8 protein-coding genes are annotated in these 14,057 nt (G+C 62.7%); all 8 read right to left on the reverse strand.

What is annotated here, in order from left to right; translation table 11 throughout:
- Nucleotides 1–322 precede the first annotated feature (322 nt).
- On the reverse strand, nt 323–1,039 hold the full coding sequence (locus BM172_RS01390) for a M48 family metallopeptidase (protein ID WP_026634310.1): 717 nt from the start codon (nt 1,037–1,039) through the stop codon (nt 323–325).
- Entirely contained in the window at nt 1,039–4,173 is a 3,135-nt protein-coding gene (locus BM172_RS01395; RefSeq protein ID WP_026634311.1) for a type I restriction endonuclease subunit R, read from the reverse strand. Before BM172_RS01395 ends, BM172_RS01390 begins: the two co-directional genes overlap by 1 nt.
- A gap of 30 nt (nt 4,174–4,203) precedes the next feature.
- Nucleotides 4,204–6,039 carry a restriction endonuclease subunit S gene (locus tag BM172_RS01400; RefSeq protein ID WP_051548456.1) on the reverse strand — a complete coding sequence of 612 codons (1,836 nt, stop codon included), beginning with the start codon at nt 6,037–6,039 and terminating at the stop codon, nt 4,204–4,206.
- Between the two features lie 56 nt (nt 6,040–6,095).
- A complete protein-coding gene (locus tag BM172_RS01405) occupies nt 6,096–8,624 on the reverse strand; it encodes a type I restriction-modification system subunit M (protein WP_026634312.1) in 2,529 nt (842 codons plus the stop codon).
- A 52-nt stretch (nt 8,625–8,676) separates the two neighbouring features.
- The gene (locus BM172_RS01410) at nt 8,677–9,624 is read right to left on the reverse strand and encodes a nucleotidyl transferase AbiEii/AbiGii toxin family protein (protein WP_026634313.1); all 948 of its coding nucleotides are present in this window, start codon (nt 9,622–9,624) and stop codon (nt 8,677–8,679) included.
- A complete protein-coding gene (locus BM172_RS01415) occupies nt 9,608–10,429 on the reverse strand; it encodes a type IV toxin-antitoxin system AbiEi family antitoxin domain-containing protein (protein ID WP_026634314.1) in 822 nt (273 codons plus the stop codon). Before BM172_RS01415 ends, BM172_RS01410 begins: the two co-directional genes overlap by 17 nt.
- 381 nt (nt 10,430–10,810) lie before the next feature.
- Entirely contained in the window at nt 10,811–12,391 is a 1,581-nt protein-coding gene (gene guaA / locus BM172_RS01420; protein WP_026634315.1) for a glutamine-hydrolyzing GMP synthase, read from the reverse strand.
- Between the two features lie 143 nt (nt 12,392–12,534).
- Nucleotides 12,535–13,992, reverse strand: coding sequence for an IMP dehydrogenase (gene guaB / locus BM172_RS01425; RefSeq protein ID WP_026634316.1), 1,458 nt, complete (start codon nt 13,990–13,992; stop codon nt 12,535–12,537).
- Nucleotides 13,993–14,057: the final 65 nt, after the last annotated feature.

The raw sequence follows: 14,057 nt of genomic DNA on the forward strand, positions 1-14,057 counted from the left end.
GAAATCAATCATGCCGGGCACCTGGACCGACTTCAGCCTCCAGGGCATTCGCTGGCCAATGTAGTGACCGAACACGTATCAACATCAGAACGGCACACGACCCGTTCAGAAGTTTGAAACAAGGCCTGCGGCGAACGGCCCTACGCGGTCACTTGCCCAACCCTTAGTCGGTATCGAGTAGCAAGCCTGGCGTTACTGCGGGCGCGCATGGCGCGAGCAGCGCACCATGCTCTCGGTGCTTTTTTGAGGCACTGGAACCGGAAGACTCTGGCATTCCCACTCTGGGAGTTTTCATCAGTATTACCGCCACTGCCCAGTTCCTTCAGTAGTCCCAATCCTCATGCCTAACCGGTAGCCGATTCAATTCGCGCCGTCGAGCTTCCCATTCTGGCAGGAAGGCCCGTATGAGAGCCTTGAAACGTTCGTTATGGGTCGGCTCTAGCAGATGCACAAGCTCGTGTAACACGATGTACTCCAAACATCCGGGCGGCTTCTTGGCAAGCTCCGTGTTCAGGCGTATCGATCTGCGGCCTGGCGAACAACTGCCCCATTTCGTCTTCATGTGTTGAACATGGACGCGGGGTGCATCCAACCCAAGCGTACGGCTCCACTCGGCTACCAGTGTTGCAGCGCGCTGTCTGACCTGATCCCTGTACCATCGCGCAAGTACAGCATCCTTGATTACGGCGTCAGCGTTCGGTCGTATCGCAAGCACCAGCGCTCGATGGCGAAGCTCGACAGATGGGGCAGTATTCACCTCGGTCAACTTCAGCAAATAGCGCCGTCCCCACACGTAGTGGCTCTCGCGCTCCAGATACTCGCGCGGCGCCTCTCGCTCCTGAGCCACCATGTTCTCGCGCTGTGCCTTGATCCAGGCGAGTTTGGACAGAGCGAAGACACGGACTGTATCGAGTGCCATGTGTCGTGGCGCCGAAATGCGCACCCGCCCTTTGGGCGGCAATACTGTGAGATGCACATTGCGGATGTCCTTGAACACCACATCCGCCTCAATCGCCCCCAGGGTGATTCGGGATGGCATCAGTACTCACCATGGGTTTTTACAATCAGGAAGATTCGCTCGACCTGCTCGGCATCCTGCAGCAGTGCAAACAGAGCTGCTTTGATCGTGTTTTCCTTGGCGGGATTGCCCCGCCATCCGTCAGGCCGCACCGCTTTAACAGCCTGATCGATGCGCAAAGCCAGTGCCAATGCAGGATTCGAGATCTCGGCACCGTAAGGCGGCCTTTGCTCAGCCACTCGATGTCCAGACGCTGCCACCAGCCCGGGCTGCAGGTTGTTGTACAGCGCCCGCCGTCCTGGCGTCGTAAGTTCGATGGGCGCATCCTCTGCCCTGCCCGCTTCCACTTGCCGCACGAGTTGGGCGATGCGCTGCAGGTACTGCTCGTACTCCTCTGCCCTTTCCTTGCGCTGCTTGATGATGCCATCCAGCAGCGCCGACATGCGCTCGTAGAACGCCGGATCGTTCAAGTGTTCCCTGACGATCTTGCAGCGCACGTTGTTCTCGATCGTCTCGGCGATCGCATCGCGGTTGCTCTTGAGCTCGCCGAGCTTCGCGGCGATGGCATCGGCGATGCCTGTCTTGACGATCAGGTCCAGCAGGCCGACACCTTCGAACGGCGAGATCTGCCGTGGCTCGTCGGCCTCGATATAGGTGTCGATCAGGTGCCGCATGTCGGCCTCGTAGGGTTTCAGGTCCAGCGTCTCGCCGCTAGCCTTGCGAACGATCTCGCGCAGCTTGACGTAGTGGTCGAGCAGCCCTCGCAGGCGCGCACCGTCGGCCTCGGCGTAGCCGGCCGCCGCCAATTCGTCGGCCACGTTGGCCCAGGCGCGCAATAGTGCGACCACGCCCTTGTAGAGCATCACGCGCTGCGGTTCGTGGGCGGCCAGATCGCTGGCGATCTCGGTGTTGCCACAGAAGTAGCGGATGTGCTCCAGCTCACCACGCGGTGGCGCCACCGGCTCGCACAACAGCGCCAGCGCTTCCACTGCATCGTCCAGGCGCTTGCGGCCGATGTCCAGCCGGTTCTGCATCAGCACTTCGGGGTCGGCACCGCCCGCGCTGTGGTCCAGCTCCGAGGTGTAGACGGCAATCGCCTTCTCCACCTTCTTGAACAGGTCTTTGTAGTCAACGATATAGCCGAAGTCCTTGTCATCGCCGTCGAGGCGGTTGGTGCGGCAGATGGCCTGGAACAGGCTATGGTCCTGCATGGATTTGTCGATGTACAGGTAGGTGCATGGCGGCGCGTCGAAGCCGGTCAGCAGCTTGTCCACCACCACCAGCAGCTTCATGCTCGCCGGCTCACTGGCAAATAGCGCTTTCGCCCATTCCTCGTAGCTCTCGGTAGGGCCCATGCCTGGCTTGGCCTGCACGCCCTTGAGCAGTTCGGTGTAGGTATTGAAGATGAACTGCTTGTCGCTCTCAGTATTGGCGCCGACCTCCTCGGTCGTCACGTCTTTGGCCTGAGGGTTGTACGAGGTGACGATGGCGCACCGGCCCTTGAACGGTGTCTTCTGCAGCAGCGCAAAGTACTTGCAGGCCTCGAAGATGCTGGACGCGACGAGGATACCGTTGCCCCGCTCGGTCGACAGCCGCGGCTTCACGCTGAAGTCGAACACGATGTCGGCCACCACGCGCTCCATGCGCGAGCGCGAGCTCAGCACCTGCTGCATGGTGCCCCACTTGGCCTTCAGCTCCTGCTTCTGCCAGGCATTCAGGCCACGCGTCTTGGCCTCGAACCAGGCATCGATCTTCGCCGGTGAGCCAAGCCGCTGGTCGATGTCGCGGGCCTCGTATACGAGGTCCAGCACCACCTCGTCTTCAACCGCTTCACCGAACTTGTAGGTGTGGATGTAGCCCCCGAACAGCTCCAGGCTGGACTGCTTGTCGGCCTTGAGCAGCGGCGTGCCGGTGAAGCCGATGAACACAGCCTCGGGCAGCAGCGCCTTCATCACCCGATGCAGCCGACCGCTCTGCGTGCGGTGGCATTCGTCGACGAAGACGAACAGCTCGCCCACGGCCATCGCCGGCTGCGCCTGGAGTTCTTCCAGATAGGCCTCGAACGCCTTCTTGTCACGCCCACGCGCCTCCACGCCGAACTTGTGCACCAGCGAGCACAGCAGCCTCGGCGCAGGCTGCGCCAGCTGTGTCATCAGGTCACGCCCGCTGCGACTGCGGTGCAGCTTCTCGCCCGCGTCGGTGAACACGCGTTGGATCTGCTTGTCCAGCTCGTCACGGTCGGTCACGATCACCACGCGTGCCTGCGGCCGGTTCTCCAGAATCCAGCGCGCCAGTAGCACCATCACGATGCTCTTGCCGCTGCCCTGCGTGTGCCACAGGATGCCGCCCTTGCGCTGTACCACATGCTCCTGCGCCGCCTGGATGCCGAAGTACTGGTGCACACGCGGCAGCTTCTTGAAGCCACCGTCGAACAGCACGAAGTCGTGCATCAGCTCGATCAGCCGCGCCTTGGTACACATCTTCAACAAGTACTTGTGGAGCTTGAAGCGCGTGTCGTCGGCCTCGTCTTCCTTCCACTTCAGGAACATCTTCTCGGGCGTGCCGATTGTGCCGTAGCGCAGCCCCTCAGAGTCGTTGCCCGCGAAGACAAACTGCATCGTGCTGAAGAACGCCTCGTGGAACATCGGAAGCTGGTTCGACAGGCACTGACGGATGCCATCGCCCACCGACACCCGGCTGTTTTTCAGTTCGATCACACCGATGGCGATGCCGTTGACGTACAACACCAGGTCAGGCCGCCGCGTGCGGTCGCCCTTGAGCGTCACCTCCTCCGCGATGGCGAAGTCGTTGGCCTCCGGATGGTGCCAGTCGATCAGCTCGACGGTTTGCGTCTTGGCGCCTGCGGCCGTCTGCACCTGTACGCCGTAGCGCAGCAGGCCGTACACGGCCTTGTTGTTCGCATAGAGCGTGCGATGGTGGTTACCGGCCTCGCTGCGCAGGCGCAGTAATGCGGAGCTGATCTGCGCGGGTGTGGAGCCTCGCTTCGCGAGCCAAGGCGTGAGTAAGCTCTCTTCGATATTGGCGTTACCCTCGCGGTCCGACCAGTCACCCGCGTAGCGCCAACCCAGCTCGTCGCGGAACAGTGCGACTACGCGGTCCTGCGTGGCGCGTTCTGGTTGTCCGATCGGGGGCATGGGACAGCTCCTCTTAGGGATATGGGGCGGTCAGCCGCCGAGTATTGTCCGGCACTCGGCGATGGTGGCGGCGATACGCTCATCCGAGAACAACTCGCGCGACAGCTTGGGCAACCATTCCGGATGCGCGGCGATGATGCGTTTGACGCTGGCCACGTCGGTCAGCTCACCGCTGGCGGCCAGATCCACCATCGCCATGTCCACGGTCGCCAGCAGTTCCAGTTCCTCGGTCTTGCGATAGTGGAAGCGCTCCAGCCACGCCAGCGCAGCCTCCCCGTACCACTGCTCGAAGTAGCGCTGCGCCTGCTCGATCTTCTCGCCGGCGACGAAGCCTTCGTATTTCTCATTGCGCAGCGCCCGCACGTAGCCGTTCTTCAGCGCGATCTGCTCCGGCCCCTTGTATTTCGTGTTCGGGTTGTATGGGCCGGCGGCGTTCTTCAGGTAACCCTCGGCCCGGCCCTCGGCATGGCGGTGCAGCAGGTATGTGAGCTTCACACGGCGCTTGCGGCCCAATGGCATCTTCTCGCTGCCGAAGCGCTGGGCGAGCACGCCGATGACGACGGCTTCGTTGATTTGCCAGTTGTGGGTGGCCTGGGCGGAGGACGGCCGGATTGGCGCGGGTTTCGTGAGCAACTGGATGACACTGGAGGCAGGTTGCACCAGACGAATGCGGCCGGTGAGCAGCGCTTGCATCATGCCCTGCTTAATGTCGCGCGCCTTAGCCAGTTTCTCTTCAACTGAAGCAACGTCTGAGTCGATGTCAGCCAGAACTCTTGCTATCTCGCGTTGCTCAATCAGGCAAGGCATGGGTACTGCAAGATTCCGAATGAGACTCAGGTTGAGGCCTCCGCGTCCGCCATCGCCAGCAGAAAGTTCGCGCAATTCCTCGTACCTGCTCTCGAGGTTGAAATACAGGAAAAGTGAGTCATACGAATCAACCGGAAAGATCGCAGCAATCGACTGATTCGTGCACAGGGGAACGTGATTCATGGCGACCGTGCCACGGGTCTTGCCCTGACCTGCAAGGCCGATCAACACGCATCCCACCGGAATCCACTTCGTGCTCGAACTTCTTAGACCTTCGTCGGTGATTCTGCCCTCTATATCCTTCACGTGTTTCAGGTGAAGATCACCCGAACTCATCCACGGAATGTCGCCGCCCCAGTATGTTTCGATGTTGGTGCTGGGTGTGCCTCCAGCCGTGCAATCTGTGAAGCTGCCGATCGTCACACTGCCCCAAGAATCGACGAACCCCGGCAGCCGCTTCTTACCAGTGAGCAGTTCCTGCATGGCTCCCTGTTTGATCTGGCGCTTCTTGGTCAGCAGCTGCGACAGGGATTCGATCAGGGCATCCGCATCGGAGAGTGTTTCGGCGATTGCCTCCTGCTCTTTGCGCGAAGGAGGCAATGGGAACTTGAGATCGCCGATTAGCGCAGTATTAAGATTCGGCTGCCCATTCCCAGTTGCGACGACCTCCCGCAGCATCTTGGTCTGAGTGTTGATGAAGTACGCAAGGTACTTCGGGCACACATCTTGATCGAGGCGCAACAAGGCGGCGATGCCGTCGTTTGCGCAGCACTTGATGCCCAAGATTTTGGCGACGCCAAGAGTGGCTCCACTGTTCGCGATGATGAGCGTGCCAGGCTGCAATGTGCGGCTGTAGTTTGTTCCCTCCTCTGTAAGTGAGGATGCCGTCTCCGAAACAACCAGCTGCGATTGGGGCACATTCGTGAGAGACGCGACAGTCAACCATGGCATGAACTGACCGTTGAAGAAGCGTGGGTCTCCAGCGGGGCGGGGAGACCCACCGCGGACAGGCTCGGCAATCTGTTTGGCAGATTTCACTATCCAATCCATCGGAATCATTCCAACATCCGTCTGCTTGAAAGCGCCGGATGTCATGGGTCGAACAGTCGGCGCCCTCACCTCCATGCGAACCCCATCCTCTCCAGATGCCGATTCACCTGCGCTTCCAGCTCCGCCACGCGTTCGTTCAACTGCGGCAAGGGTGTCTCGTAACGCTCCGCCAGCTCCTTCACCCGCGCCGTCAGTTGCTGGCTCAGCCGGTCCATCTCGCCGTGCACCGCCGTATCCAGCGTGGCGAGCCATTTGTCGTCCACCACCAACGCCTGCACTTCGGCATCGGCGAGTTTCGGGTACTTCGCATACGCCGCTGCACCCAGTGCCGCGTCGGCCTCCTTCACGCGCCTCTTCAGCGCCGATTCTTCTGCCGCAAGCTTCAACCAGTCCAGCAGAACACGCAGCTCTTCGGCGACCGGTTCTTCGGCATCGCCGCCGGCGGCCGCCAGCGCCTTGCCTGACTTGCCTCGCTTGGCCGCCTTGATCTCGGCCTTGACTTCGCCTTCGATCTCGCGAAGCCGGTCCTTCACCGCCGCGACATTGATCTTGTCGAAACCGGCGAAGGCTGCATCTTCGCCGCCGTGCTCCTCCTCGAGCTCGGCGAGCCTAGCGCTCACGCCTTCCAGCTCGGCCTGCAGCGCCTGTAGCGCGGCCTGCTCCTTGGCGAAGTAGCGCGCCACGACCAGCGCCTTGGGCACCAGGTCGCAGGCCCAGCCCTTGTCCTTCTGCTTGCCTTTCTTATCGGTCTCGATCACGCGGTAGGTCTGCGCCTTCCAGCCGTCGGCGGCGATGGCGTAGCAATCGTCCTGCATGGTCTGCGCCCAGTAGTCCATCAGGTGCTGGTAGACGGCATAGGCGTCGATCAGTGGCTGGCCGAGGTAATGGGCGAGCAGGCCTTCGGAGAGTTCGGCGATCACGCGCCGGGGCTGGGCTTCGGGCGTGTTGGCGCGCAGCGCCTTCAGCGCCCGGGCCTGCGCGTCGCGCCATGTGGCGAAGTGTGCGTTCATGCGCGCGATGAAGCCGGCGAACTCGGGATGGCCGTGGATGGTGGGCTTGATCGCCGCTTTGTCGACAGCCAGATCGACGTAACCGGGGCGATTGGGCCGGAACAGGGCGCTCTCGAGCTGCGGGCACACGGCCCAGTAGCGGCTGACGAGGCTGTCGGCCGCTGTGACGTCGGCTTCGGGGATGCCACCCCGCAGGTGGCCTTCGATGTCCTGCCTGTCTTCGGGCAACTGGCTATCGATGTAGCGCGGCAGGTTGAGGTTGTGCTCGTTCTTCTCGATATCGCGCAAGCTCACCTGCCGGGCATAGCGCGGCACGTCCTGCCTGCGCTGGAAGGCGTCGACGATGCGGTGAATGTCGCGCTCGCGCAGGCGATTCTTCGGGCCGTCCTTCATGAAGGCTTGGCTGGCATCGATCATGAAGATGCCGGTGTCGGCGGCCACGCGCTCGGCCGCGCGCGACTTGTCGATGACGACAATGCAGGCCGGGATGCCCGTGCCGTAGAACAGGTTGGCCGGCAGGCCGATGATGGCCTCGATGTAGCCCTTGCGGATCAGCGCGCGGCGTATGTCGACTTCGGCATTGCCGCGGAACAGCACGCCGTGCGGCAGGATGCAGGCCGCGCGGCCGGTGCTCTTGAGCGAGCGCACGATGTGCAGCAGGTAGGCGTAGTCGCCTTGCTTGGCCGGCGGCACGCCGAAGCCTTCGAAGCGCTGCCAGGGGTCGTGCAGCGGGTCGATGCCGGTGCTCCAGCGCTTGTCGGAGAACGGCGGATTGGCCACCACGTAATCAAAGACCTTGAGGCTTTCATTGCCCGCCTTGCCGTCGCGGAACTTCGGATCGGCCAGCGTGTTGCCCTGTTTGATCTCGGCCGTGGGTTGGTCGTGGAGGATCATGTTCATGCGCGCCAGGCCGCTGGTGGCGGCGTCCTTCTCCTGCCCGTACAGCGCCACCTTGGTCAGCGCCGCATCAGCCACTTTCAGCAACAGCGAGCCCGAGCCGCAGGTCGGGTCGTACACGGTGGTCTGGTGCGTGGTCGACGCGGTGGCAATGCCCAGCACCGCCGCGATGACGCGGCTCACCTCGGCCGGCGTGTAGAACTGGCCCTTGCTCTTGCCACTTTCGGTGGCGAAGTGCTGCATCAGGTACTCGTAGGCATCGCCCAGGATGTCGTCGCCATCGGCGCGATTCCTGGAGAAGTCGAGCGCCTTGTTTTCGAAAATGGCCACCAGGTCGGTGAGCCGCTCCACCATCTCCTTGCCGGTGCCGAGCTTGGCGGCATCATTGAAGTCCGGGAAGTCGGACAGCGACAGCTGCGCGTTGGCCGCTACCAGCGGCGCGATGATCTTCTTGTTGATCTGATCGCCGATGTCGCTCTTGCCCTTTAGCGCCACCATGTCGGCGAAGCTGGCACCGGGTGGAATAGTGAGCGGCTGGTAAGGCTTACCGGCGTATTTGTCGCTGACGTACTTGATGAACAGCAGCACAAGCACATAGTCCTTGTACTGGCTGGCGTCCATCCCCCCGCGCAGCGCGTCGCAGCTCTGCCATAGCGAGGAGTAGAGTTCGGATTTCTTGAGAGCCATTATTTTTTTCCACTACAGAAATGTAAGCGCCTTATCACAGCCACGCCTTGTTTCATCTGGACACCGTCACCCGCATCAGCGCTTCTTCCAGCAGCCTCCGATCCGCTGCACGCTTGTCGTCAGTGCGCTGGGCCAGGTTGTGCAGTTTGCGTCGCACGGCCGGCAAATCCGCGGCATGTGGAAGTCCGATCAGATCGAAGTCTGGCCGCTCATCCTCTATGGATCTTAGGAACGCGCACGACGGCTCATCCAGCCATCCAGCCACGCACGCCAACAGGCGCTCATGAATGTCCAGTAAGACTTCGGCTTCGATAGGCTCAGCCGTCATACCTTTGAAGTGCGCTTCGAAGATCGCTGCGAAGTTCGCGGGCACGCGCGGTCCCAGCATCTCCCAAGCAGGCTTGGGGCTACAGGTCAGGTAGACGAGAAAAGTCCGCCAGAGCACCTGGTCCGCCCGGACGTCCTCCAGTAACAAGCCGACATCGAAGATGTCGCGCGGATGCTGCCTAGACAGCGCCGCGGCCAACTTGCCTGCATAGAGGTCGGCGAAATCCAATACCTGCGCCTCTGCGAAGCCGAACGCCTCTTCCACCTTCGGGCGCACCACCATATTCCGCACCGGATGCACCGTGCCGCGCATAACAGGTGTTGTCTCGATCTGTACACGTGCACGACCGCGACTGGCCACCAGCCGCGTGGCGCCTGCCCCCTCGCCTGCCGACAACTGCACCTGCAGTTGCAGAGGCCGGGTGCGCAGCACATCGACCAACCGTCCAAGCGCTTCGGTGATCAGCGTTGCGTCTTCGGCATAGTCATGCACCGGCAACCAGGCCAGATCAATGTCCACCGACAACCGCGGCAGGTCATGTTCAAACAAATTGATGGCGGTGCCGCCCTTGAGTGCGAAGCTGGGCTCCTGTGCCAGCACAGGCAGAATCTCGACTAGCAACCGCACCCGGTCGGTGTAGCGCCGGTCCCATTGGTCAAGCCAGGTGTTCATCGAGGTCTCCTGGCAAGGTGATCTGGTAGGTTGGATGCAGGCGACCGCCAGGCACCAGCGCGCGCTTTCCTCGTCCCAGATCGACGCCTTCCAATGACACGTGTGACAGCCATGCATGCCCATGACGCTCGGCCAGTGCCAGGAATAGCCGCTTGGCCTTGATGCTGCGACACTGCCGCAGCATCAAGCTGACCCGCTGTGGCCGTAGCGTGGTCATGGCCTGCATCAGCGCGTCAACCTCGTAAACCACGGTGGCGTCCGAAACGCCATCACACAGTTCCAGCATGGCCCGCTCCGACGTGGAACAAACCAAAGCCTCGGCACCGGGGGTAGCCTGGTGCCACGTCAGTCCCTGTTCGGACAGCGCTGTCTCGGACACATCCACCGAGAGCGAAGCGGACGGCAAATCGAACGGCCCCTTGCCCAGATACTCAAAGCGCTGCGCCAGCGATAGCTTGTCGAGCCAACCCGGCGGCCGCTCTGCCCCATACAGGGTGATCGTGCCGGCATCACCCAGCCGTAGGTAATGCTCGTGTCCTTGCAGACTGAGTGCGAAGCGGCCACCGACGTGCAGCGGTAGCCCCTCCCCGACCTGCAGGCTGCGAACCACACCCTCCCATTGCAGGCGCCCCCCCTTGCGTATGTAGACGCCGCGGGCGGGTGACACGAGCCAGCCGCTGCTCACGTAGCGGGCAACAAGGCTGTTGGAATAGCCGTGAACCCGCAGCCATCGACTCGACACCAGTCTCGTGTCGCCCAGTTCGGCCAGCAGAAGGTTCAGCTTTCCTGTATTTTGAACACTCATGGTGCTCAAAATACACGTCTAATAAACCATTGCAAAGCCCTCGCGGTTTGATAACGGAGAAAAATGATGACCTAAGGTGATCTTATTTCGATAGCTTCAAACCAATTCATATCTCAGCAAAGCCACACGAAGCCTACGCTTCTGGGATCAACCACTACCGTCGCGGATGGTATTGCCATATCGGCAAGTGTCGAGCCTAGCCAGAGGAGCTCACACGTCCCCGTCTGCTTTACCGTCAAATTCTCCGCCCGATGGCGCTGAAAGAGTGAAAGCCCACCCATTGAGGCCTTTAAAATCAACAAGTTAGAATACTCACGCTCGAATTAACTATCTTCAAGCGACTTTCCAAGTTGTTGATTTTGAGTGGGAAATCCCTCCCCCTCACTCCCACTCGATGGTTGCCGGCGGCTTGCCGCTGATGTCATAGACCACGCGAGAAACACCGCGCAACTCATTGATAATCCGATTTGAAACCTTGCCAAGGAAGTCATACGGCAGATGCGCCCAATGCGCCGTCATGAAGTCGATGGTCTCCACCGCACGCAGGGCGATCACCCACTCGTAGGCTCGGGCATCCCCTACGACGCCGACGGACTTCACCGGCAGGAAGACGGCAAAGGCCTGGCTGGTCTTGTCGTACAGGTCCCAGCGGCGCAGCTCCTCGATGAAGATGGCGTCGGCGCGCGCCAGCAGCTCGGCGTATTCGGGCTTGACCTCGCCCAGGATGCGCACGCCCAGGCCGGGGCCGGGGAACGGGTGGCGGTAGACCATCTCGCGCGGCAGGCCGAGCTCGACGCCGATGCGGCGCACCTCGTCCTTGAACAGCTCGCGCAACGGCTCGACCAGCTTGAGCTTCATGTGCTCCGGCAGGCCGCCCACGTTGTGGTGGCTCTTGATGACGTGGGCCTTGCCGGTCTTGCTGCCGGCCGACTCGATCACGTCGGGGTAGATGGTGCCCTGTGCCAGCCATTTCACATGACCGCTGCCGGCGGCGGTGACCTTGGCCGATTCCTCGTCGAAGATCTCCACGAACAGGCGGCCGATGATCTTGCGCTTGGCCTCCGGATCGGCCTCCCCTTCCAGCGCCTTGAAGTAGCGCTCGGCGGCGTCGACGCGGATCACCTTCACGCCCATGTGCTCGGCCATGGTCGCCATCACCTGGTCGCCTTCCTTCCAGCGCAGCAGGCCGGTGTCGACGAACACGCAGGTGAGGCGGTCGCCGATCGCCCGATGCAGCAGCGCGGCGACCACGGAGGAATCCACGCCGCCGGACAGGCCCAGCAGCACGTGGTCGTCGCCGACCTGGGCGCGCACGCGCGCGATCTGGTCCTCGATGATGTGGGCGGCGGTCCACAGCGTGCGGCAGCCGCAGATCTCGGTGACGAAGCGCTTGAGCAGCGCGGTGCCCTGCCTGGTATGGGTCACTTCCGGATGGAACTGCACGCCGTACCAGCGCCTGGCCTCGTCCTCCATCACCGCGACCGGGATGCGCTCGGTGGTGCCGGTGACGACGAAGCCCGGCGGGGCCTGGGCGACGTGGTCGCCATGGCTCATCCATACGTCCAGGCGATGCGCGTCGGCATGATCGCTGAGCCCGGCGAACAGCCGGCTCGACGCGGCGATGTCGACCTCGGCATGGCCGAACTCGCGCGCATCGGCCGCCTCGGTGGCGCCGCCCAGCTGGGCGGCCAGGGTCTGCATGCCGTAGCAGATGCCCAGGATCGGCAGGCCGGCGTCGAACACTTCCTGCGGCGCCTTGGGCGCGCCCGGCAAGGTGGTGGATTCGGGGCCGCCGGACAGGATGATGCCCTTCGCGCCGAACGCGGCGATCTCCGCCGGATCGTGGTCCCAGGCCCAGATCTCGCAGTACACGCCGATCTCGCGCACGCGGCGGGCGATCAGCTGGGTGTACTGCGCGCCGAAATCGAGGATGAGGATCTTGTCGCTGTGGATGTCGGTCATGAGAGCAAGGGAATGGGAAATAGAGAATCGGGAATAGAAAAGGGCAAGGCGCCTTGGCGCGCCCTGCCCCGATTGGCTTTGGCGAGGGGCACGGGAAATTCAGGAGCTGCTTTCACTATTCCCTACTCCCGATCCCTGTTCCCTCAAGAATTCAGCCGGTAGTTCGGCGCTTCCTTGGTGATCTGGATGTCGTGCGGATGCGCTTCGGTCACGCCGGCCGAGGTCACCTTCACGAACTGCGCCTTCTGGCGCACGTCCTCGATGGTGGCCGCGCCGAGATAACCCATGGACGCACGCAAACCGCCGATCAGCTGGTGGATGATGTTGCGCAGCGGGCCGCGGTACGGCACGCGGCCTTCGATGCCTTCCGGCACCAGCTTGTCGGCGTCGGCCTCGTCCTGGAAGTAACGGTCCTTGGAGCCCAGCGCCATCGCGCCGAGCGAACCCATGCCGCGGTAGCTCTTGTACGAGCGGCCCTGGAACAGCTCCACCTCGCCGGGGGATTCCTCGGTGCCGGCGAACATCGAGCCGAGCATCACGCTGGACGCACCGGCGGCGAGCGCCTTGGGGATGTCGCCGGAATAGCGGATGCCGCCGTCGGCGATCAGCGGGATTTCGTCCTTCAGCGCGGTGGCGACCAGGTCGATCGCGGTGATCTGCGGCACGCCCACGCCGGCCACCACGCGGGTGGTGCAGATCGAACCCGGGCCCACGCCGACCTTCACCGCGTCGACGCCGGCATCCAGCAGCGCACGCGCCGCTTCGCCGGTGACGATGTTGCCGGCGATCACCTGCACCTGCGGGTAGTGCTTCTTCACCCACGCGGCGCGCTCGATCACGCCCTGCGAATGGCCGTGCGCGGTGTCGACCACCAGCACGTCCACGCCGGCATCGACCAGCGCGGCCACGCGCTGCTCGGTGTCGCCGCCCACGCCCACCGCCGCGCCGACCAGCAGGCGCTCGTGGCGGTCCTTGGCGGCGTTCGGGTTGTCGCGGGCCTTCTGGATGTCCTTGACGGTGATCAGACCGCGCAGCTGGAAGTCGTCGTTGACCACCAGCACCTTCTCGATGCGGTTCTGGTGCAGCAGCTGCAGCACGTCGTCCTGGCTGGCGCCTTCGCGCACGGTCACCAGCTTCTCCTGGCGCGTCATGATGTTGCGCACCGGATCGTCGTGCTTGCGCTCGAAGCGCAGGTCGCGGCTGGTGACGATGCCGACCAGCTTCTCGCCCTCCACCACCGGCACGCCGGAGATGTTGTGCGCGCGGGTGAGCTGCAGCACTTCGCGGATGGAGGTGTGCGGGCCGACGGTAATCGGGCTGCGGATGACGCCGGCCTCGAACTTCTTCACCAGGCGCACTTCGGCGGCCTGCTGCTCGGCGGTCATGTTCTTGTGGATGATGCCGATGCCGCCCTGCTGGGCCATGGTGATGGCGAGGCGGGCTTCGGTGACCGTGTCCATGGCGGCGGACACGATGGGGATATTCAGCCGGAGGTTGCGGGTCAGCCGCGTGGAGGTATCGACGTCGCGTGGGAGAACGGCCGAGTGGGCCGGAACGAGATAGACGTCGTCGTAGGTGAGAGCCTCGGCGAGGATGCGCATGCGATTTTGTCCCGCTGCAAAGAGGGAATTATACGCATCCGCCCAGGACGCCGCCAGAGCGCCAC

This window comes from Dyella marensis (assembly GCF_900112865.1).
Taxonomy (GTDB): domain Bacteria; phylum Pseudomonadota; class Gammaproteobacteria; order Xanthomonadales; family Rhodanobacteraceae; genus Dyella_D; species Dyella_D marensis_A.

Excerpts from the sequence above, each read along its gene's own strand:
- BM172_RS01390 (WP_026634310.1), bottom strand. The coding sequence starts at position 1,039 with ATGCCATCCCGAATCACCCTGGGGGCGATTGAGGCGGATGTGGTGTTC.
- BM172_RS01395 (WP_026634311.1), bottom strand. The coding sequence starts at position 4,173 with ATGCCCCCGATCGGACAACCAGAACGCGCCACGCAGGACCGCGTAGTC.
- BM172_RS01400 (WP_051548456.1), bottom strand. The coding sequence starts at position 6,039 with ATGATTCCGATGGATTGGATAGTGAAATCTGCCAAACAGATTGCCGAG.
- BM172_RS01405 (WP_026634312.1), bottom strand. The coding sequence starts at position 8,624 with ATGGCTCTCAAGAAATCCGAACTCTACTCCTCGCTATGGCAGAGCTGC.
- BM172_RS01410 (WP_026634313.1), bottom strand. The coding sequence starts at position 9,624 with ATGAACACCTGGCTTGACCAATGGGACCGGCGCTACACCGACCGGGTG.
- BM172_RS01415 (WP_026634314.1), bottom strand. The coding sequence starts at position 10,429 with ATGAGTGTTCAAAATACAGGAAAGCTGAACCTTCTGCTGGCCGAACTG.
- guaA (WP_026634315.1), bottom strand. The coding sequence starts at position 12,391 with ATGACCGACATCCACAGCGACAAGATCCTCATCCTCGATTTCGGCGCG.
- guaB (WP_026634316.1), bottom strand. The coding sequence starts at position 13,992 with ATGCGCATCCTCGCCGAGGCTCTCACCTACGACGACGTCTATCTCGTT.